Source organism: Cellvibrio sp. ARAG 10.3 (genome assembly GCF_051846955.1).
GTDB lineage: Bacteria > Pseudomonadota > Gammaproteobacteria > Pseudomonadales > Cellvibrionaceae > Cellvibrio.
Genome location: NZ_JBPYCU010000012.1, coordinates 46,572 through 68,467, shown reverse-complemented (window position 1 = coordinate 68,467; position 21,896 = coordinate 46,572). Strand labels below are relative to the sequence as shown.

Annotated in this window: 17 protein-coding genes; 6 read left to right on the top strand and 11 right to left on the bottom strand. The window is 53.2% G+C overall.

Translation table 11 applies throughout. The annotated features are described in order from the left end of the window. Positions 1–3: 3 nt before the first annotated feature. Entirely contained in the window at positions 4–453 is a 450-nt protein-coding gene (locus tag ACSV5M_RS15210) for a host attachment protein (protein ID WP_439177085.1), read from the bottom strand. A gap of 248 nt (positions 454–701) precedes the next feature. Next, positions 702–1,637 (bottom strand): NADP-dependent oxidoreductase, encoded by a 936-nt coding sequence (locus ACSV5M_RS15205; RefSeq protein WP_439177083.1) that lies wholly within the window; start codon positions 1,635–1,637, stop codon positions 702–704. A gap of 118 nt (positions 1,638–1,755) precedes the next feature. Between ACSV5M_RS15205 and ACSV5M_RS15200 the strand changes: the two genes are divergently transcribed. Both ACSV5M_RS15200 and ACSV5M_RS15195 read left to right on the top strand, forming a co-directional pair. Continuing rightward, positions 1,756–3,240 (top strand): carboxypeptidase M32, encoded by a 1,485-nt coding sequence (locus tag ACSV5M_RS15200; RefSeq protein ID WP_439177082.1) that lies wholly within the window; start codon positions 1,756–1,758, stop codon positions 3,238–3,240. Positions 3,241–3,272: 32 nt separating this feature from the next. After that, positions 3,273–4,766 (top strand): serine/threonine-protein kinase, encoded by a 1,494-nt coding sequence (locus ACSV5M_RS15195; protein WP_439177080.1) that lies wholly within the window; start codon positions 3,273–3,275, stop codon positions 4,764–4,766. A gap of 255 nt (positions 4,767–5,021) precedes the next feature. Here the strand turns inward: ACSV5M_RS15195 and ACSV5M_RS15190 are convergent, their stop codons facing one another. Continuing rightward, entirely contained in the window at positions 5,022–6,614 is a 1,593-nt protein-coding gene (locus ACSV5M_RS15190; RefSeq protein ID WP_439177079.1) for a caspase family protein, read from the bottom strand. Between the two features lie 229 nt (positions 6,615–6,843). Here ACSV5M_RS15190 and ACSV5M_RS15185 point away from each other — a divergent pair, with 229 nt between their 5' ends. Then, on the top strand, positions 6,844–7,746 hold the full coding sequence (locus ACSV5M_RS15185; protein WP_439177077.1) for an alpha/beta fold hydrolase: 903 nt from the start codon (positions 6,844–6,846) through the stop codon (positions 7,744–7,746). Between the two features lie 13 nt (positions 7,747–7,759). On the opposite strand, the gene ACSV5M_RS15180 is transcribed toward ACSV5M_RS15185, so the two are convergent. The 3 genes from ACSV5M_RS15180 to ACSV5M_RS15170 are packed head-to-tail and all read right to left on the bottom strand — an operon-like array spanning position 7,760 to position 11,017. After that, positions 7,760–8,203, bottom strand: a complete 444-nt coding sequence (locus ACSV5M_RS15180; RefSeq protein ID WP_439177076.1) for an OsmC family protein — start codon at positions 8,201–8,203, stop codon at positions 7,760–7,762. A gap of 3 nt (positions 8,204–8,206) precedes the next feature. Beyond that, a complete protein-coding gene (locus ACSV5M_RS15175; RefSeq protein WP_439177074.1) occupies positions 8,207–9,733 on the bottom strand; it encodes a C13 family peptidase in 1,527 nt (508 codons plus the stop codon). Between the two features lie 9 nt (positions 9,734–9,742). Then, positions 9,743–11,017 carry a hypothetical protein gene (locus tag ACSV5M_RS15170; RefSeq protein ID WP_439177073.1) on the bottom strand — a complete coding sequence of 425 codons (1,275 nt, stop codon included), beginning with the start codon at positions 11,015–11,017 and terminating at the stop codon, positions 9,743–9,745. 316 nt (positions 11,018–11,333) lie between these two features. On the opposite strand from ACSV5M_RS15170, the gene rpsT reads away from it, so the two are divergent. After that, positions 11,334–11,606, top strand: a complete 273-nt coding sequence (gene rpsT, locus ACSV5M_RS15165) for a 30S ribosomal protein S20 (protein WP_439177072.1) — start codon at positions 11,334–11,336, stop codon at positions 11,604–11,606. Positions 11,607–11,832: 226 nt separating this feature from the next. Next, positions 11,833–12,189 (top strand): DUF413 domain-containing protein, encoded by a 357-nt coding sequence (gene maoP / locus ACSV5M_RS15160; protein WP_439177071.1) that lies wholly within the window; start codon positions 11,833–11,835, stop codon positions 12,187–12,189. 53 nt (positions 12,190–12,242) lie between these two features. On the opposite strand, the gene ACSV5M_RS15155 is transcribed toward maoP, so the two are convergent. From ACSV5M_RS15155 to ACSV5M_RS15145, 3 genes are all read right to left on the bottom strand, one after another. Next, the gene (locus tag ACSV5M_RS15155; RefSeq protein ID WP_439177070.1) at positions 12,243–14,603 is read right to left on the bottom strand and encodes a GH36-type glycosyl hydrolase domain-containing protein; all 2,361 of its coding nucleotides are present in this window, start codon (positions 14,601–14,603) and stop codon (positions 12,243–12,245) included. Between the two features lie 117 nt (positions 14,604–14,720). Continuing rightward, positions 14,721–16,076, bottom strand: a complete 1,356-nt coding sequence (locus ACSV5M_RS15150) for an MFS transporter (protein WP_439177168.1) — start codon at positions 16,074–16,076, stop codon at positions 14,721–14,723. 93 nt (positions 16,077–16,169) lie between these two features. Then, positions 16,170–17,204, bottom strand: a complete 1,035-nt coding sequence (locus ACSV5M_RS15145) for a LacI family DNA-binding transcriptional regulator (protein ID WP_439177069.1) — start codon at positions 17,202–17,204, stop codon at positions 16,170–16,172. 121 nt (positions 17,205–17,325) lie between these two features. Here ACSV5M_RS15145 and ACSV5M_RS15140 point away from each other — a divergent pair, with 121 nt between their 5' ends. Continuing rightward, positions 17,326–17,892, top strand: a complete 567-nt coding sequence (locus ACSV5M_RS15140; protein WP_439177068.1) for a gluconokinase — start codon at positions 17,326–17,328, stop codon at positions 17,890–17,892. 6 nt (positions 17,893–17,898) lie between these two features. Here the strand turns inward: ACSV5M_RS15140 and ACSV5M_RS15135 are convergent, their stop codons facing one another. Then, complete coding sequence (locus ACSV5M_RS15135) at positions 17,899–19,866, bottom strand: PhoX family protein (protein WP_439177067.1); 1,968 nt, start codon at positions 19,864–19,866, stop codon at positions 17,899–17,901. A 48-nt stretch (positions 19,867–19,914) separates the two neighbouring features. After that, a complete protein-coding gene (locus ACSV5M_RS15130) occupies positions 19,915–21,879 on the bottom strand; it encodes a phytase (RefSeq protein ID WP_439177066.1) in 1,965 nt (654 codons plus the stop codon). Positions 21,880–21,896 lie beyond the last annotated feature (17 nt).

The window sequence follows — 21,896 nt, the reverse complement described above, 5'->3', positions numbered from 1 at the left end:
GGTTCAGTGTTGCGTCAGGTTATCGGGCAAGTATTTGCGTAATTCATCTTCATCCAGGTTGGTAACATCCTTATCAATTTCAAAACAAATATCGTGCCTCAGGTTCTTGTCCAGTTGTGCACGCAACTCACCTAACATCTGCGGTTCCGCCACAATGCCCAATTTGGCGAAATGGCCTTTGTTGTGCTCTGTCGCCAGGTAGTCACCAATTTGCCGGGCAAACTCATGGACACGTTTTTCTTTCGGTGAAGTGCGCGGCAATTTCGGGTGATGTTGGTCGCCGGCCTGGTTGTAACGACCCAACCCATCGCTGACCAGATCGTGTTCCGGCAACACAGTATCCGGTTGTAAGAACGTTTTTATTTCAACAATTTTTTTGCTGTAAGGCGTATGCGCACTGAACAAACGTGCTTTATGCATATCAGCAGACAGAATCCAGATATCGGTATTCATCATCGCCTCCTTTTTGATTGGTGAATGACTAACCATCGGCAAGTCCCACTATTGAGCTTATCGAGGTCGCATTTTCTTTGAACCGGTTCGCGCAGCAAAATTCGCGGGGGGATGAAATAAATTATTCTTCCGGCAGTTTAGGAAACAGACGCGCAAATCAATAAATGCCGGAAGAAAGCAGAGGAATGTCGTGGTAGCGCAGGGGATGAAAAACCAGTGAGGCGCGATCGCGCCTCGCTGGTTAGCAGTTAGGGTTGGCCAACGTACACAACAATCTTACCCCGCGCGCGACCTGACTCGCTGAGCGCGTGGGCTTTGGCAATGTCCTGCAACGCGAATTCTGCGCCGACAATCGGCCGGATAATGCCATCGTCAACCAGACCAGCCACGTGTTGGAGAATAACGGCATTAGGTTCGATAAACACAAACGCACAACGCACTCCCAGTGACGCCGCACGTTCTTGCGCCGGCGGCGTGATGATCGATACCAGTATGCCCTCGGGTTTTAAAACGCCCCAGGATAATTCCTGCACCTCGCCACCGAGCGTATCGAACACCAGATCAACATCGCTCACCACCTCATGAAAGGCTTGCGTTTGGTAATCGATAACCTCATCGGCCCCCAGTGACTCGACGAAGCCGCGGTTTTTTTCCGAGGTCGTCGTTATCACATAGGCGCCGCAGGATTTCGCCAGTTGAATGGCGAGACTGCCCACACCGCCGGAGCCGGCATGAATCAGCACGCGCTGGCCAGCCTGCAATTGAGCCGTGGTAAATAACACCTCCCAGGCCGTAATGACCGCCAAGGGCAAGGATGCAGCTTCCACATGGGAGATCGTCCGGGGTTTGTGCGCCAGCTCCGCCGCCCGAATCGCAACATATTCTGCATAGGTACCGTTGCGTTTGATATCCGGGCGCGAATAGACCGCGTCGCCAGGCTTGAAGTCGGTCACCGCATCGCCCACCGCCGCCACCACGCCGGATACATCCCAGCCCAGGGTCAAGGGAAACGGGTAGGGAATCATCTGTTGCAGATAACCCTCGCGGACTTTCCAGTCCACCGGGTTAACCGATGCCGCAACCACCCGCACCAATACCTCGTCGGCGCCGATTTCCGGTACCGGTGCGTCCTCGTACTGCAATACCTCGGCATTGCCATAATGATGAATCCTGACAGCTTTCATAAAACACTCCTGTTCGTTAGATGATGGCTGGACGTACCCGGCCCACTGGGGTAGAAATAGCCTCACGATTGAATCAGCGTCATCGTACAACATCAACCCTCGCCAGTAAGGCCAACCCATGCTTCATTACGACCGGCTACAACAACACTTTCTCAAAATTTCCCGACTCGGCCACCTGGGCGCCATCTGTGGCTGGGACCAGGCCGCCATGATGCCGGCGGGCGGTAACAGCGCCCGCGGTGAAGCCATGGCGGAGCTGGCCCTGCTGATCCACGAACAAACCACAGCGCTACAGTTGCCGGAGTGGTTTGCCGCTGCCGAAACAGAACCGTTGGACGCAGACCAGCAAGCCAGCCTCAAAGCCATGAAACGGCGCTGGCAACACGCCACGCTGTTGCCCGGCGATCTGGTCCAGGCTATTTCGCTGGCGGCGTCCACCTGTGAGCACGCGTGGCGCAGCCAACGCCCGGCAAACGATTGGCAAAGTTTCAAAGCCAATCTGTCGAAGGTGGTGGACCTCGCGCGCGAGGAAGCGAGTATTCGCGCGGCTCATGCCGGGCTCAGTAGCTACGATGCCTTACTGGATATTTACGAGCCGGGTGTTACAACCGCACAACTGGACGGTGTATTTGGTGACGTGAAAACCTGGCTGCCAGAATTGATTCAGCAGGTCGACGAAAAACAGGCAACAAGATCCTGGCAAGTACCCCAGGGGCCCTTCCCGATTGAGCAACAAAAAATGCTCGGGCAGGAAGCCATGAAGCTACTCGGTTTTGACTTCAACCACGGCCGCCTTGATGTCAGCACCCATCCCTTTTGCGGCGGCGTGCCCACCGATGTACGCATCACCACCCGCTACGACGAAGAGGATTTTATGACGGCGCTGCTGGGTGTCATCCACGAGACCGGCCACGCGCGCTATGAGCAAAACCTGCCAAAAGCCTGGGCCGGTTTACCCGTCGGTGAAGCGCGCTCCATGGGCATTCATGAGTCGCAAAGTTTATTCTTTGAGATGCAACTGGCGCGCAGCCGCGAATTTACCCAACTGCTCGCCCCCATGGCAGCGAGAGCCCTGCAACGCGAGCAGGACCCGGCCTTCCGGGTTGACAATATCTACGCCTTTAACACGCGCATGAAGCGCGGCTACATCCGTGTTAATGCCGATGAAGTCACCTACCCGGCTCACGTGATATTGCGCTATGAAATTGAACGGGCGCTGATTGAAGGCGATATAGAAGTGGATGACATTCCGGCATTATGGGATGAAAAGATGCAAGCCTACCTCGGCCTCTCAACACAGGATAATTATCGCGATGGCTGCATGCAGGACATTCACTGGACCGGCGGGGCCTTCGGATACTTCCCGTCTTACACCCTGGGCGCCATGTATGCCGCCCAGGAATTTGCGGCAGCTGAACGCACCATCACCGACCTGCGCGGCAAGATTGCGCGCGGTGAACTCACAGAATTATTTAACTGGTTGCACGACAATATCTGGCAAAAAGCCAGCATCCTGAGCACCGAAGACCTGATTGCCTCGGCCACCGGTGAGCCGCTGAATCCCACCTACTTTCGCAAGCATTTACAGCAACGTTACTGCTGAAGACCTCATAACGACAACAACGAGAACCTAAAATGGATGACGAAAAAACCCGGCTTAAAACCAGCACCGCTGATAAAACAGTGTTGCAACCCAAAGTCGCGGATAAAACGATGCTTAAATCCCCCGCTGCCGATGCAACGCAGGTAAAACCGCGCACCGCTGACGAGACCTTATTCAACCCCAACAGTGTTGCGCCGGCTCAGGCTGACAAAACCGTGCTGCAAAAAAACCGACGCCCGGTGACCGAGGCCACGCCCGCGCAGGTAAAACCGGAAGCCGTTTCTGCACCGGCCGCTGGCCATATCCTCAGCGAAGGCGACACAATTAAAGAACGTTTTGTGCTGGATAAACTCCTCGGCTCCGGGGGCATGGGCGCGGTGTTCCGCGCACTGGATCTGCGCAAGAAAGAAGCCCGCGATGATCGGCCCTATATTGCAATTAAGGTGCTGGGGGAAAATTTCAAGAACCATCCTCAAGCATTGATTACCCTGCAACGGGAAGCCAAGAAAACCCAGGATCTCGCGCACCCGAACATCGTAACCGTGTACGACTTCGATCGGGACGGCGACCTGGTTTATCTCACCATGGAAGAGCTGAAAGGCAGCTCGCTGGAAGATCTGCTGGAACAGGATAAATACCTGCCGAGCCTCGACATCAAACAAAAACTCAAGATCATCCGCGAGATTGCCCAAGGGCTGTCCTATGCGCACAGTAAAGGTATCGTGCATTCGGATTTAAAACCCGGCAATGTCTTCATCACCGAAACCGGCACCGTAAAGTTGTTGGACTTCGGTATCGCCCGCGCCGCCAACGAACAGCTTTACCAGGACAGTTTTGATGCCGGCGAGCTGGGCGCAATCACCTATACCTACGCCAGCCCGGAAATGGTCCGCAACGAAAGTCCACATTTTAGTGACGATATTTATGCACTGGGCGTCATCGCCTGCGAACTGCTCGGCGGCGAACACCCCTTCGGCCGTAAGAATGCCCAGAATGCCCTGGAGCAACGCCTCAGCCCAAAGCTGCCGAAACTGAAAAATCTGTTACTCAGCAAACTCCTGGCAAAATCCATCGCCTTTCAACGTAACGAGCGCGTCGCCGATGCGGATACCTTCCTCAGCAAACTGAACTTTGCAACCCGCGCACCAAAACGCATTGCGGCCGCCGTGGGCATGATTTGTATTGCCGCCCTGGGTAATTATTTTTATATCCAGAGCATCGAAGTAGAAGCCATTCCTTTTAGCGACCTCTCAGCAGAAATGCAGGAAAATTTTCATGCATTTATCAAGGAAGGAAAGACAGCTCTATCGTTTGGAGATTTACAAGGCGCCGTGTTTAACATCGACCGAGCCTATCAAATCCACGCAACCAATGATGATGTGAAATCCATGACGCAGGAAGTATTGGCCATCATGGAACGCAATATTCGCGCAGCAGAAACGGATGAAACACGGCGTTTTTATGAAAGCCAGTTGGCGGAGTTACGGGAATATCCGGCGTTTGCGGAGTTTGATGCAGGAAAATAAAAAACGAAAAAGTTGGTGTCAGACATGACGCTCGCTCAATGCAAGTTTGGCGTTAGGGCTTGTGTTTCGAAACCCTCAAGTCAGGGATGACTTGAGGGAGCTACAGGGATGATGCATTCGCCACATCCATGTGGCTCACCCTACGGGCAGCTTCGCTGTGCAAATTGGCTTTCCTGACAACTTGTCATGCGTTTTCGAAACACAAGCCCTAATGACAAACGAACTACGAAGTAAACAGCTACTAAAGAAAAAAAATCAGCTCGCCTTACGCACAAAGAAAAAATCACCCACCTCATGCCCGGCACCTTTGATCGCCTTGAATTCCGGCATTTGATCAAAGCCCACTGATTTTGCCCGACTCGCCACATTGTCTTTGATCTTCAGATACAGCTCCGGACCACTGATAATGGTACCGGCACCTTCAAGGGTATCGAGAAACGCGCGGGCAAAAACCGAGTGGCCCTGGCCGATGTTGTCCAGCACTGGTTGGTCTCCACCGGACGCCAGCAACAAGCGGGATTTTTTGGGCAGTTTGTAGCGGATGTAATCCTGGGTGTATTGTGCTTTCTCATCCATAAAGAGATAGCCAGGCGCGGATGACAACAGGCCGGAGTAACAGGAATCGGCAACCACCATCACGCGCTTCGCCTTGATGCGTGCCAGGTGGCGGGTCACAAATTCGTTGGAAACCCAGAAGGTGTCATCCGGTGGCGGTGTGGCGTTGACCGGCAGCCAGTATCCTGTTTCCAATTCGCCAGCTTCAATGCGCGTGCCATGACCGGCGTAGAAGATCAATAAATTATCATCTTCCGTCACCAGCTCATTTAATTCATTGATGGCCTTCATCACCGTGGTGTTGTCGGCGTCCAATAACATCGTGACTTTAAAACCGTAGTTTTCTTCGAGGATTTTTTTGGCTCGTTGCGCATCCGAATAAGGCGTGAGCAGGTCTTCGATATTGTCGTAGTTCTGGTTGGCAATAATTAACGCGTAATATTTACCGAATTCCATATCATCCACTTTGATCGCCTGCGCATCGCTGGTGGTTGATACACGTGTGGTAAGGCCTTCTTGCGGTTGGCGCATGCGCGGAATCAGATCAATTTCATTCTTTGCCACCATCCGTTCTGCTTCAAGGTTTTTCACCCACACCTTGAGCTGATTCAACTCCTGTTGTAACTCGGCAGTTTCGGCAGAGCTGCCGATTTTTTTCTGCAAGCCGGCGATTTGGTTATTCAATAATTTAATTTGCGTGTCTTTTTCTGACAGGGTTTTCTGCAACTGTGCCCGCAATTCATCCTGGGCTTCCTGGGCGGCAGATTGATACATTACGCTGTCTTCTTCCAGACCCCAGGCTTTGCGATACCAGTTGAGTGCCTGCAACTTATCTTTTTCCACCCCCAGGCCTTGCTCATATAAAGTACCCAGATTGAATTGCGCGCGCGGGTTGCCCTGCTCTGCGGCTTTACGATACCAGATAGCGGCCGCTTCGTAATTCGGAGAACCACCCAGACCGCGTTCAAAAATCTCGCCGACGTTGGCCTGGGCTTCTGCATCACCGGCTTCTGCGGTGGGCATCCACACGGCGAGGGCAGTTTTATAATCAGCGCGATCATAGGCCACGTATTCGCCGCCGCGAATGCGGCAGTCGGCAGCGGTGGTCAACACCGGACGGCGGGGGGTCATGTATTTGGTGGTGCCCAGGCTTCTCACCTGCCCCGGCAACAAACAGTCCACGACATTCAGGTCTTCAATGTCCGGCGTGCCGCTGGCCGGCATTTGTTGCTTGACATCCTGGCTGCCGCAAGCGGAAAGTAACACCGCTGTAAGCAACAGGGAAAGTGCCATAAGAGGATTTTTATAACGTGGAGTGTGATGTGTGCACATAAACCAAACCATCCATTTTGAGTCATCGCAACAGCGAAAAAAGCGCGGAATATCTGCGCCGGGATTGAATAATTTTTACAAAATTCCAGTGAGCTGTCGTGTTAATTTTTCCGACAACAAATTCATTATTAAACTCGCGAAAAACCGTCACGCCCGATATATTGCGGCGAGTGCCCGGGAAGAAAAAACAATGAAACAATGCCCTGCCGATCAAGTGTCTGTGAATGTACAAGCTGCGCTTTTTTTTATTGCTATTGCAACCAGACAATTGCTGCATCCCGGCTTATTGCTACGCCTCGGCTTATTGAGTGTAGCCACGATAATCTTATGGGGTTGCCAGGGAAACACCCGCGATGATTTTGCGCGCTTATCCGAAGCCATGCAAGCAAGCCGTATTACCACACCCTATCACCAACACCTGGTGTTGTCGCAACCGTCGCCGGATTCATCTACAAGAATTCATGTGTATATCGAAGGTGACGGGCGCCCCTGGATCAAACGTTATCTGATTGCCAAAGACCCAACACCGCGCGCGCCCTTGACCCTGGCGCTGATGCGACAAGACCCGCAACCGGCCATTTTTCTCGGGCGCCCCTGCTATTTCAACAATCCTTTTTACGGCCTGGCGGATAGCCATTGTGAATCGCGTTTATGGACCGATGCCCGCTACTCAGAAACAGTCATCGCCAGTATGGTGGATGCTTTGCGCCAATGGCTGGCAACACAAGACTACTCGCAGGTGACGTTAATTGGTTATAGCGGCGGCGGCACTATCGCGACCTTGATGGCGCAGCGGATGCCGGAAGTCACCCGATTGGTGACCATCGCCGCCAATCTGGATGTGGATGCATGGACCCGCCACCATCATTACAGCCCCTTGAGTGGCTCGTTGAATCCGGCAGAGCTCACCAACACACGACCCAGAGTGCAATATCATTTTTTTGGCAGCAAGGACCAGGTAGTACCGCCGCTGCTTGCACGAGATTGGTTGCAGGCTCAAGGCCATCCGCCACGGGTTATTGAGGGTTTTGATCACCGCTGCTGCTGGCAGCAGCAATGGCCAGAGTTACTGGAATTAATAGGTGCGCGGTAACCCGCGCAACCGGTTAGCGCAATTGGGTTTGAATGTCGATGGTTCCGGTTAATGTTTTATGTACGGGGCACTTGTTGGCGATGTCTAACAACCGTTGCCGTTGCTCGTCGGTTAAGTCGCCGGCAACCTGGATCATACGTTCAAAGATATCGACCACCTGACCGTCACGGTTATCGCGTCGATGGCTCAGAGTTACGCGAATGTCATCCAGAGGCCACTCTTTGCGGTTGGCATACATGCGCACAGTCATTGATGTGCATGCGCCTAATGCGGCCATCAACATTTCATAAGGACTAGGCCCGTAATCATCACCACCAATTTGTTTCGCTTCATCCGCAAACCATTGGTGCTGCTCGGTGTAGATCGCGCGGGTATAACGGTGATTATGTTCTGCCACAATGACCTGGCCTTTTTCAGGCGAAAAATCACTGCCGGTTAATTCTACGGGATTTAACATGGATCAATCGCCTCGCTCTGATAATGAAGGTTGTTCGTGTGTTTGCGCTGCAGCCTCAATGGTTTGCCACCAACGCGGCAAATACTGTTTTATCTCTTCACCCATCACCATCTGTGGCAGGGAATGAATAACCTCTTCGTCAAGTTCTTTTTCCCATTGGGCAATCAGGGTGTCACTTTTGGCGAATGCGGCTTCAAACGAGTCAGCCTCCGGCAGAGCTTCTTTGAAATAGGCGCGCCCGAAATAAGTCATTTCAGAGGTATCGGTACAACCGAAGGATTTGCGGTCCTTACTCGACGCCGTCATCACCAATGTTGTGGGGCCTTCCAGCAAGGGAATAAAACCACCGGAGTAGCAGGCGGATACGACAATGACTTTCCACTTGATCGGCAAAGCCTTAATCATTGCCCCCAAACGTTCAGCGGTTAAGTCCGGTAAGCTCAAGCCTTGCTGGACAATGCTGAACTCATGTTTGGCAGAGCCGTGGCTGGTCAGGTAGAGAAATAAAATATCCTTGTCCGGATTCATCTTGCTGGCCACCGCCTGCAACGCCTGCTCAATACTGTGGGGCGTCGCCATGGGAATATTCGTCAGCGTATCATTATGATTGATGAGTACCAGAGAGCGGCCCGCCGTACCAAATTGCTGATCAAACTGCGCATGGATAAAATCCAGCTCCTTGCGAAACACATCCTGCCGACTGAAACCGGCCACACCCACGAAGTAGAGATTGATCGCCTCAGGATCACTGGGCAAGATACGTTTGCCAGCCGCCGCTAATAAATCGGCTTGTTGGTAAAGTGCTTTTTCGATGACAAACGGCAACGCATCCTGATCGGATTCCTTACCGGCGGATTCAAACTCGCCCCAACGCCAGCGCCCGGCCAATAATTTTTCCGGCTCATCGCTGGTTTCCGCATAGCGGTATAAACCGTAACCGTGAAAGATGCCTTGGCTGAATTGTCCTTTGTATTCGCCGTCTTTTTCTTTCAGGGTACCAACGCCGTCAAACATCCAGTACTTGAATTCACCCTGGTAATGATCGCCGTTCTTGCCGAAGAATTCGCCTTCGCCGTGCAAGTCGCCTTCAACAAAATTACCCAGATAACGATCACCCTCTGCACTGATAAACTCACCTTTTCCGTGAAAAGCACCGCGCAAGAATTCACCGAGGTAGCGCGAACCATCTGCACCGATAAACTCGCCCGGCCCGGTCAATTCCCCTGCAATAAATTCACCGCGATATTCATCGCCATTGGCTTGACGCCATACGCCGTGCCCGTAATAAACACCGCGCGCAAACTCACCGTTATAGCGCGCACCACTGGACCAGATCAGTTCGCCCTGGCCGTGCAGCAGCCCGGCCTTCAGCTCGCCGTTATAGATGGCGCCATCAGGCATCAGTAGCTGATCAACCTGGGTCTCTCCGGTGGAAATGAGCTGCGGTGCAGGATTGAAATAAGCCAGCGCAAACGCGGCTATTAAAAGAATACTCGCCGCGGTTAAGACATGTTTTGACGATAACTGCACACCAACCTCTTATTTGGACTTCGCTGCATCGGTAACGGCGGGATAACCACTTAACAGGCTGATAGCATCCAGCGCCTGCACTGCCGTTGCACGACCTTTGAGACTTTCGCCCACGGTAATTTTTTTCCCATCCGTTGCCAGAGCCTTAAGCGCAAAAACCTCCGTGTATTCACTGCCGGATTGCGCGCTGTAGCTTTTGTGTAACTGCAAGTGTTTGATTTGCGCGCGCGGATAGTGCTGTTTATGAACAATCATCCCCAATAGGCGGCGCTGGGTCCACAAGCCCTGCTGGTCGAGCCGGATGCGCAAGCTGTTTAACAATCCGTACAGACAAAACACACACGCCAGCAAACCGATACCCGTAAATATGATCGCCATAAACCGTGGCGCATCGGTGTACCACATGCCGATGCCCGCGCCGCCAAAGATCAAGCCAAATAGCATCCAGCCCAGCTTCATCCCGGCATTGCGCCACATGGGGTAGTAGAGTTCCACCCCGCCATGGACTTGCCGCAGATCGAGCACCGACTCAATCAGTGCATCGCGCTGCTCCAATGCCAGGGGGTGTGCAGCGGAGTCCTCTCGCTGATAGCGGGATCGTTCAGCCGTCGGGAATACGGGCAGTTCAAACTGGCGATGCAAATCCACACCGGGCAAGTCGGCTTTTATCACCAGCCGCCACAAGTAATAACTGCCCTGTGGCACTTCGCTGGAAGGTAAACCTTTCGGGACATCAAACCGAAAATTTAACCTTGTGCCTCTGGCGGAGGACTCAGCATAAGCATACCCCTTGGCTTGCCATTTTATGGATTCCTTACGCGAGCGATTCTTGCCGCTGCCGGACATGTAACTATGGATACAACTTAACGAAAGCGGAAACGCATGGGTTGTGTCATAGGATAATGACAACTCCAATGTGCCACCTATCTGACCGCCGATGGCACCGGGGTAAGGATCAAGGTCCAGGTACAGTTCGCCAAAACGACGCCACTCCAGGGTGACTGAAATCGCCCACCATAACAGCCCAAGCCCCACCAGCGGGAACAGGGCGGCGATCAATATCATGTAATTGCCCTTGGCAACTTCTGCGGGGATAACAAACCAGAGAAATGAGGAAATGGCATTCCACAAGATGGCAAAAATCCAGGCGAGCCATAAACCGCCCCGCGCACTGCATGGAACGCGTGCCTGCGCCCATTCGCGCCGCGCCAGCCAGGGTTTGCTCGCGCTTTCCGGATCCACCACAGCACTCGACCTGAACAGGGATTTGAGAATGTTGAACACGGGACCCCTCCGTTTTATCACTCTTCCCGCGGATCAGTCGGCCACTTTTGGCTGCCGGTCACATGCCGCCCAAGGGTGGAAATTGCCCCACAGGGCGCGAGTTTAATCAAACCAGTATAGAAACAGGAACCGGTAGCGGCCATGCCTGATGCGGAAATTCGTCCAATAGGGCGCCAGCTCTCTACCCCCGATACAGCAATAGTGGAAACTGCCCGCTATCTGTCGGTGCAAGTGTTGACAAGCCGTTCTAAAACGGCATAATGTCGCGTCCTTGATTCCAGACCCGATTTAGATCAGATTTTATAGGAGCACCACGGTGGCCAATACAGCCCAAGCGAAAAAACGCGCGCGTCAAAACGAAAAAGCTCGCAAGCATAACGCCAGCCTGCGCTCTATGGGGCGTACCTACCTGAAGAAAGTGGTGAACGCCATTGCATCAGGCGATCTGGAAGCAGCCAAGGCGGCTTATGAAGCAGCTATTCCGGTCATTGACCGCATCGCTGACAAAGGCCTTATTCACAAGAATAAAGCCGCACGTCACAAGAGCCGTTTGAACAGCAAGATCAAAGCGATGTCTGCTGCCGCCTGATAGCAGCGACCCGCGATGATGCAGCCAAAAGGCTAGCGCGACATTGCAAAACAAAAGAACCGGCAATCGCCGGTTTTTTTGTGCCCGTTATTTGGTTATGCACCATTTCGTTGGGCAACCCACATCCGGCTTCATCAGCATCTATACAGTGAAATAAAAACAGATTATCTTCGCCATAAATTTTCAGCCGGAGCCAGTTCTGCTGTCGGTATCCAGCGTATAACACGTGCATATACTTATTGATGGAGATGTCTTTATGCTGCCGCGCGAGCATTATCTGAAACAAGCTTTTCAGGACCCGCTCAATTTCCCCGATGGTTTTGAAGCCGGTGGGTTATCCGGCATCCAGGCACGCCTGATTCGTAAACACGGCATGCTGATCTCTGCCCTGGTCGATGACAATGTGTCCGATCCGACACCGGAAGACCTGCACCTGCTCAAGGTCATCGCCAATCAGGGTGCACCCAAGACACCGGTGGAGCAAGCCTGGGTCAAATATCTCAGTCTCGTGAAAGCCAAGCAATCCAGCCGCTCCGGCAAATCCAAATCCGCCACCAAGGCCACCGAAAAAAAATCCTCCTGATGTACTCGCGTTAACCTTTACCCACACTGCCAACCGGGCAGTGTGGGCTCATCCTAACCCGGAATCCTTACTACGACCTTGTACACCTTGCCGGCTTGAATGTCGGTGATGTGTGGTTCCGGGAGCGATTGACCATTCAGGCTCACCTGCACCGTTGAAACGCCTTGCTCCCTGCGCATATCCACCTCAAAACGCGCACCACGAAATTCACGGATTACGTTGGCATGGGACCAATGTGAGGGTAATTGCGGAGCAATTCGCAGGCCTTTGCGATCACCTTTCAACCCGAACAATCCCTCGATAAGCGAGCGATATACCCAGGACACGGTGCCGGTATTGAATAATTGACTCGAGCGACCGGCCGTGCGCGGAAACTGATGGTAGGCGCCGCGATAATAGTTGGGGATAAAGACCGGTAATTGGCCGCGCTGCAGATAATCCTGCTCATCCGGCCCCGGGATCATCTGACGCAGCAGGCGATAGGCGCGGTCCTGTTCGGCAATGGTGAACAAGCTGTAGATATAAAACACCGCCGCGTGGTTGTATACCGAACCATTTTCTGCGGAGCCCGGATGTTTTTGCGTAACGCGGCCCACATCGTCGCGCATGGCGGTATAAGCCGGAGCCAACATCATGACGCCGTAGGGGGTTTCCAACTGCTCCTCTACCGCGTTCAGTATTTTCTGGCGCTGGGCTGCATCAGCCGCACCGCCGAGGATGGCCCAACTTTGTGGGTTCAGGAAGATGCGCCCCTCCAGGTCTTTGCTGACCCCAAAGACAACCCCATCGTCTGTGATACCACGCCCGAACCAGTCGCCATCCCATAGATATTGATTAACTGACGCGTTAACCGATTGCGCCGCCGTGCGAAATTCCCGGGCAAGCGACGCCTGTTGCTGTGCCTCACAGATATCAGCCCACAGGTTCAACGCATAAGCCGTTGCCACCGACAACCAACCGGACACGCCTTTGCCTTTGTAACCCACCATATTCATGGGATCACACCAGTCGCCTTGGGCGATATAACTCAAGCCACGCTCATCCCGCGCGCTCAACAACCAACGCATGGCATTGCTGATGCGCTCGAAAACGGTCAGCGTTTTGTCACCTTCAGCGTCTTTAACCGGTTCATCAAGAATCGCGTAATCATTGGTTTCATCCAGATACGCCTGCAAGCAGACCGGCAGCCAGACACAATGATCCGTATGCGGAATCTGGTTGATGTATTTCAGCTCCGCACCCTCCACCAACAAAATGCCATCGGGCATTGCGCCGTTGGCTTCCTGTTGGCTGAGTGCATGTAAAAACGCGGCGCGCGTGACGGCGGGCTTGATAAAACTCATGCCCATGTTGTCTTGCAGGTAATTGCGGGTCTGCGGATCTGTAGTCAGGCGGTTTACATCGCCGTGATAGAAGACCTGGCGTGGCAGCCAGTGATTGACGAAGTTATCCAACTCGGCGTCAGGTGTTTCGATAGTTAAGCAGCCGCGCCCCTGCTGGAGATAATTCGTGTAATCCTGTTGCGCCCTCGCGAAAGCTTCAGCGCTGAGATATTTTTCCCGCAGCGCCGCTATCTCGGCGTCATCAAACGCAGGACCGAAGATAAAACGATATTCCTGTGAATCCTGGGGGTTGAGCGCTAAACGATACTGCAGCACCGCCGCCGGTGTTTCATAACGTGCATCACCGCCACCCAATGTTTCCTGCTGCAAGGCCGAGGGATTGTGCAATCCACCCTCACCCTCAAAGGTTTCCTGTTTCGCTTCCCAGGCGACCGGGGCCACTTCATGCAGGAAAAACGTTTTGTCTTTGAAGTTTTTATTCTTGAAGTAATCCGCCACTTTTTGATAGGGCGTAACACAGCTAGCCACAATCCCACCGAGGTCGGCACGGTATTCAGCAGACTGATTCATCCAGGACATATAGCCCACAGGGAAATAGGAATACACACTTAATCGACGCGGGCGATGAGAAATATTCGTTACGCGCAAATGCCACAACTCCACGACATCCTGCGTCGGGAGCTGTAATGTCATCTCTACGCGAACGCCCCTGCATTCGATACACCAGGCGATATCGCTCTTGCCGACGGAGAACGTAAATTGCTCCGGCACCGCGCGCACCGGCTCATAGGGCGCAGAAAAAATCTCGCCACTCTCTTCGTCTTTAATATAAAAAAAGCGGCCCGGATGGTGCGCATAATAAGGCTGCTCCGGCTGCATAAAGGTTTTGGCTTCAAGATTCGGCGCGTAGGCGTATTTGGCCGGCTCCGGCTGCATAAATTGTGCAACAGCGTAGCCGCGACAGGTTACCTGGATCATCATCCGCTGGTTCCACAAAAAGCCGGCAGCACGAGGCATGGCCGTAGGACTGGTCAATTCATAACGTTCGCCGTTGGCACTGGGAGACAACATAAATAAACTCCGATGATAATGTCGCTGCGCGTCCTGCGGGTCAGCGTTCATCCTGAACAATAAAAAACGCCGCAAGAGCAGCGGCGTTAATCAATAGCAAAAAAGCAGCGCGACGCATTAGCTGGCCGCAGTCGGCTGCTCTGTTTCACGGGCTTTAAGGTCCGTCTGGATCTGTTCCAGCTTTTCGTTAGTCAAGGGATAGAAACTCACCACGAAGGCCGCGATAAACGCAATCACACCGGGAATAACCGTTTGCAGCAAGGCGATACCCTGCTGGGACGCATCACTTTGCGCTTCGCGCGCAACATAGCCAATCGCAGCCAGCATCCACAGCATAAATGCAGAACCTAATGCACCACCGAGCTTTTGTGCGAAAGTAGCCGCCGAAAATGTCATACCGGTAGCGCGCCGCCCGGTTTTCCACTCGGTGTAATCCGCACTGTCGGCATACATGGACCAGGCCAGTGGCGATTTGGGCCCCAATGCAAGGCTGATCAATATATTCAGGGTAAACATTAACCCAATGGCATCTTTGGGCACAAAATAAAATGCAATCGACAAGACACCGACGATGCCCATCAGCAACATCAACAATTTGGTTTTGTCGATAAACCTGGTCATCAGCGGTGTAAAGGCCGCGCCGACACCCAAGGCAATGCCCTGTACAAATAAATAATTGGAGATTAAATCAGGCCGTTCGACATAGTAGGCGAAATAGTAATAACCGGAGCCGCCGCGCAGGGTAATGGTCATCATGATGATCATCGCCAACGCAATCAGAATAACCCAGGGGCGATTGTTCAACAGGTCTTTAATATCATTCAACGGATTGGTGTGCTGGCCAGCCGGCGGCGCAATACGCTCGGTGGTAGAAAAAAATGTAATAGCAAACACAATGGCCGCAACAATGCCGTACAACAACATGGTTAATTGCCAGCCCAGGGTTTCATCACCCTGCCCCAGCCATTCAACCAATGGCAAGGTAAATTTATTGACCATTGCCGTACCGACAAACGCCGCGATAAAACGAAAACTGATCAGGGTGGTGCGATCCTGGCTGCGCGCCGTCAACACGCCGGAGAGGGATGAGTAAGGTGTGCTGAGAACGGTATACATCACCATCATGAAAGAATAGGTGATGTAGGCGTAGATAATTTTGCCGCTTTCATTGAGATCCGGTGTGCTGAAGGTAATCACCGCTGCACCGGCCATGGGGACACCGGCAAACAGCAAGTACGGACGGAATTTTCCCCAGCGGGTTCTGGTGCGATCCGCTACGGCGCCCATGATGGGGTCAGTAATCGCATCGACAATTTTGGTCACTAAAAACATGGTGCCGGCAGCAGCGGCAGGAATACCGAATACGTCGGTGTAAAACACCGCAAGAAATGAAGCAATACTTGCCCAATACAAGTTAAAACCGAAATCGCCGACGGCGTAGCCGACTTTTTCCTTGAGACTTAATTTGGCCATACGATCGTGATGAGTCACGGTCTTTCTCCTCGCGCAATGTTATTGTTGTAAATTTTTATGTGCTTTTATAAATATCGCGGCTTACAGCCGCGTTTATTTGGCATTGCGCGTAGATTTACGCAAACGCACTTCGTAACCGATGTTGACTTGTTTTTCTTCAATGGGCTTGCCGGTGAGCGCACGAATAACCATCTCGGTGGATTTCACCCCCATTTCATAACGCGGCACATGCACACTGGTCAGCGAGGGATTAACATATTGCGATGCTTCAATGTCATTAAAGCCACAAAGGGATAATTGCTCGGGGATGCGGATATTCATGCGCTGGCTTTCAAACAGTGCGCCCAACGCCAGGTCATCGTTACAACAGAAGATCGAATCAATCACGCCATGACTTGAAGCCATGAGACTGCGGAACAACTCACCACCCAGCGCAATGGACGAAGGCTCCGGTGTGGTGACGATAAAATTTTTCCAATCAATGCCAGCCGCATCCATCGCCGCTTTGTAGCCCAGCATCCGCTGTTGTACACGCGGGTCCATACGTGCCCCCATAAAACCGATGCGGGTATGACCCGCTTCCAGCAGTTTGGATACCACGTCGTAACCGGCTTGCCAGTGAGAAAAACCCACGTTCATATCCAACGGCTGATCGAGCAGTTCCATCATCTGCACGATGGGAATTCCGGCTTTTTGCAGCAGTTGCTGGCACGCGCGGGTTTGGTCACCGCCAGTGATGATCATCGCTTCCGGAGCCTGACTGAGCAGCGTGCGGACCATTTTCTCTTCTTCGAGGGGTGAATAATGGGTGTCGACCAACAGCACTTTATAACCGGCTTTGCCGGCGACCTCGTAAATACCGCGCAAAACGTCATTAAACACAATGTTGGATAAGGACGGGATCGCCACTCCAATCACGCGGGACTTGGCAGAAGCCAGCGAGCTGGCGAATTGATTGGGGATATAACCCAGACTGTCGATAGCGGCCTGGACCTGGCGCCGCAACAGGTCGGAGACCTTGTCCGGCTGGTTGATAACCCGGGAGACGGTGATGGCGCTTACACCGGCTACTGCCGCCACATCCACTAGGGTTACTTTCTTATGTGTTGTATTTTTCGTCGATCTCATTGCCGCATCTCATCGCCGATTCACGAGTGCCGGAACGATAACACAGACGAAATGATTGCGCTATCATTTGGCCCCGTGCTACTCTGGCAAATCTCAGAGGTTCATACCCCAAAATAGCGCAATGATTCAACGCTTAGCTCCTTCCAATATGAATGCCACTACTTATCTGATTGTGGTGATGGGCGTATCCGGCAGTGGTAAATCTTCACTGGCCCGTTCGCTTGCGGACCATTATGGTTATTGCTACCTGGACGGTGATGACTTCCACAGTGAGTCATCGCGGGCGCGTATGGCCAGCGGCCAGCCCCTCACCGACGAGATGCGGGCACCCTGGGTCGCGGCCATTTGCCAGCACCTGCAAGATAGGGCGCGCCGACAGCAGCATTGTTTCCTTGCCTTCTCAGGCCTCAAGAAAATCCACCGCAACCAACTGCGCGAAGCCGGTCTGAAAACCCTCTTTATATTCCTGCGCGGAGACAAACACACTATCCAGGACCGACTGAATCGGCGCACAGGGCATTTTATGGCGCCGGCACTGCTGGATAGCCAACTGGCTACACTGGAAGATCCGTCGATGGAAACTGATGTGATCCCGCTGGATATCGCCGCCCCCCTGGCGACGATTGCAGACCAGGCTATTCAAGCCATCAATGAGCAGTACGAGTTGGAAGAACTCGCCATCAAGTAAATTGCATTAACTGCCGATCACTCCACCGTCATCCTTGGTAATCAGGACTGTTGTCGAGCGCGGGCGGGTTTTACCGTCGCCGGCCGGATAGCTGATACCAGGATGCTGGACATTGAGCCACAGGCTTTTACCATCCGGCGTGGCCGTGAGACCGGTAATTTCGCAACCGCGCGGCCCCACCAGAAAACGCCTGACCTCGCGGGTTACCGGATCGGCGCACAGCAGTTGATTAGTCCCCATATCCTGATAGGGCCGCTCTTCATCATCGAAATCCGTCTCGATCCACAACCGCCCCTGATGATCAAACCAAAGTCCGTCCGGTGATGAAAAAATATCGCCAATGATATTACCTTGCTCATGCGTCGGCACACCTGCCCCGGCACGTCGGCCGGCCAACAGGAAAATATCCCAGGTAAAGCTGGTCGCGCCCGGGTCGTTGTCCGCTTCGCGCCAGCGCACAATCTGGCCATGATGATTTTCCCGGCGCGGATTGGCGGCGTCGATGGGTTGATCCGGCACCTTGCCGCGCAGCACATTATTGGTGAGCGTCACGTAAGCTTCGCGTGTCTGCGGATGCACCGCCACCCACTCCGGCCGATCCATGGGTGTCGCGCCAAGGATATCCGCCGCACCGCGGGTATTGACCAGCACATCGGCTTGGCTAAAGAAACCATTGCGCGGGGTCAAGCCGCCCTGCCCTTGCACCAGCGCGCGCCATTCACCGCGACCGTCGCTGTGAAAAACCGCCACATACAAGGTGCCTTTATCCAGACAGTCACGATCAGGATTCTTCGGATCAAGACGCGCATCGGGAACAAATTTATACAGATATTCACCGCGCGTGTCGTCACCGGAATAAATCGCCATGCGACCATCTTCCGCCACCGACAGCGTGGCGCATTCGCGCGCGAAGCGGCCCAGGGCCGTGCGTTTTTTGGGTGTGGATTGTGGATCGAAAGGATCAATCTCCACCACCCAACCAAAACGGTGCGGCTCATTCACATAGCCACCATGCACCGATTGTTTTTGCGGCGTCGCATCAAAGCGAGGATCGACAGACGACCATTGGTATTTGTAACTGTTGTTGCCCTGCGCGATACCGTAACGATGATGGGTCGCACGCTGCGCGTGATCCTGCGCATCGCGATTCATAAAATAATTGCTCCAGTTTTCTTCGCAGGTGAGATAGGTTCCCCAGGGGGTCACGCCCATCGAACAATTATTGATGGTGCCGAGCACGCGGGTACCGGTCGGATCGGCTGCAGTCTTCAGGTGATCAGTACCTGCCGCAGGACCAGTTAAGTGCATGGGCGAATTGGCCGTGAGACGACGGTTAAATCGCGAGTTTTTTACGCGCTGCCATTGGCCATCCGCAGCACGCCGGATTTCGATCACACTGATACCATGCGCCGCCTGTTCCTTTTTCACTTCATCAAGCGGTCGATGAATAACGCCCGCTTCATCCACTGTCGTTGTCGGTCCCTTGGGATGCAACGTCGGATTAGTGTACTCGTGATTGATCACGAGCAAGCCGTGATCATTGACGGCATCATCAAAGGGAAAATAGGCCATACCATCGTGATTCTGACCCGCCTGCAGCATTTGTTCCTGCCAGGGGTTGCTGGCGTCTTTTCGCCAAGGGGCCGCACCATTTTCCACTGCATCGCCCCAGGAAAAAAATGGCCGCGCGGTGTAACCCGGCGGGACCGTCACTTGATCAAAATCGGCGGCTTGCTGCACGGGCACCGAGGTAAAACCTATCGTACCTGCAAGTGATAACTGTGATGTGTGACGCGTCGGCGCCGCGCATGCCGATAGGCCGGGTAATAAAAAACCACCGAGGGCCACCCCTAAACCACCTTTCAATAAGCGCCGTCGGGAGGCGAGGATATCGTCAAATGACAGATTGCCGGAGTCATTCACCGGAATATCATCAATATCCAGCACAGGTGGCACTTCGGTTTTTTTGCTCATCGTCAATTCTCATCCGCTCGGACACTGGTTAGATGTCATGTGGCGTGGTTAAGGCTCAAGGTCTAACGCCTCGCGTATCTGTTTCCAGGATACATATTTAAAATTCTGCGGCGTTTCCGGCATCACCTTGTGGCCATCCTGTACCACTAACATCCCCTCGCTAAATCCTGTACCCAGATGGTGATGGGTGACTTCCAGACCGTCCGTTTCGGAGACGCCGTCGATATTTTTTTCCGCATTGAGGTCAATACGGAAATTGCCGCGCACTGCATAGGGCGCAAATGCATCCAGCACCACATAGGAATCATTACCCTGGCTGGAAACCACCAGGTAATCCTGCTGCTGGCCATGATAAATCGCCAGCCCTTCAATATCATCGACTACTACGTCACCGGCACGAATCACTTCACGTAATTGTGTACCATCGTCCGGGTCGGCGCCGATAGTCCACACTGCCACATCTTCTTCGCCCACAAATAATTCGCGCGTCCGGTCATTGGCAACGCAGCCTTCCGGTTGCGATTCAACCCGGAATGTCCTGACCAGGTTTCCTTCGATAGCCTCGCCGTTGGCACTGATCAGGAATTGCTGAAACTCACCGCTTTTGTCATTGACGATGGCATAGATAGCGCCGAAAGATTTTTTATCATCGGTGATTGGCTGATACATACACAAGCCGTAAATATCTTCCATTGTGGTTGGGATCTTGCCTGCTTCGGTAACCTTGCCATTGCGACGATCAATGGTATAAATCGCCAGGCTGTTGTCGTCACGCAAGCTGGCAATCGCCACATCAACCAGCTTCTTGCCCAGGCGCAAACCATAACGGACATCCACGTTATTGACATTGCCTGACGGAATGGATTGCACCTCGCGTCCCTCCAGGTCGTAAACCATCAAACCCTGCTTTTTATTGGTTCCCAACACCAGACTGCGTTGCGCTTTCTTGCTGTGAATCCAGATGGCCGGATCATCCGCCGCATCACCAAAGCGCGACATAGGAGCCGTCTGGATTTCCGCCTTCACCGTAGGCATAGGTGATGCTGACAATTTTTTTTGCGGCGCTGCCCAAGGCAGGGTTACCGGATAGTGTTTGCCATCCGCATCATCGTATACCCAGATTGTCGCGTCGCCTGTTGCCGAGTCGTACCAGCCGGCAATACGTTCTGGCTCTTCAAGCGCTGACAATTCCAGCTTTGGTCCAGCAATGATTTTTTTGCCATTGATGTGATAAGTGTGCAGCGTCTTATCTTCAAGCGACACGGTGGCCAATCCGCCCGGCAAGGTAACTACCGATTCGGTACCGCCCGCCAAACCGCCAAAAGGCGCGCGCAGATCAATAATACGTCGACCGGGTGCCGATTCCGCTGAAGCGCCGTAGTGCCAAAGGCCAATACCTTCTTCCGCAATATACAGTGACGCCGATGCATCATCCACGCTACAGGCTTTACTGTTAGGCGGAATTGGCAGGTTGCGCATATGGCGCGCCAGCGCTGTGCCGCGCCCATCCAACATCAGCCAGTGTTCGGCTATGCCGCGTTCATCCAGCAAATACACGTACAGATTGTTGGCAGTATCGCGCTGCAAACACAGATTTTCTACCTGAAAACCAGGCACAGGCAACTGCATCACCTTGCTGATTTTTGCGCTCGCAACATCCACTGAAAACAAGGTGGGTACATGACCCGGCTCCACGATAGTGGCGAATACCAAACCGGACGATGTCAGCTGCGCACGCGTATCCAATAATTCTGCGTTAATATCCAGGGTTGCGCGTGGCTGCAAACTTTCGTTCAACAACACAATGCCCTGTTCCGGACTGACCACCAGCCAATGAGGTTTTTGCTGCTCAGCGGCGGGAATAAAATCCACATAAGCGCCCGGATAGCGAACAGACAATTCGTGGGGCGCTGTAGCTGCCGTGGCAACCACAGAGACACCCAGACACAATGTGCAAATAGACTTTAGGATAACGGTTCCCAGTTTACTCGACAGATAAGATGAACTTGGCATAACACTTTCTCTTGTTG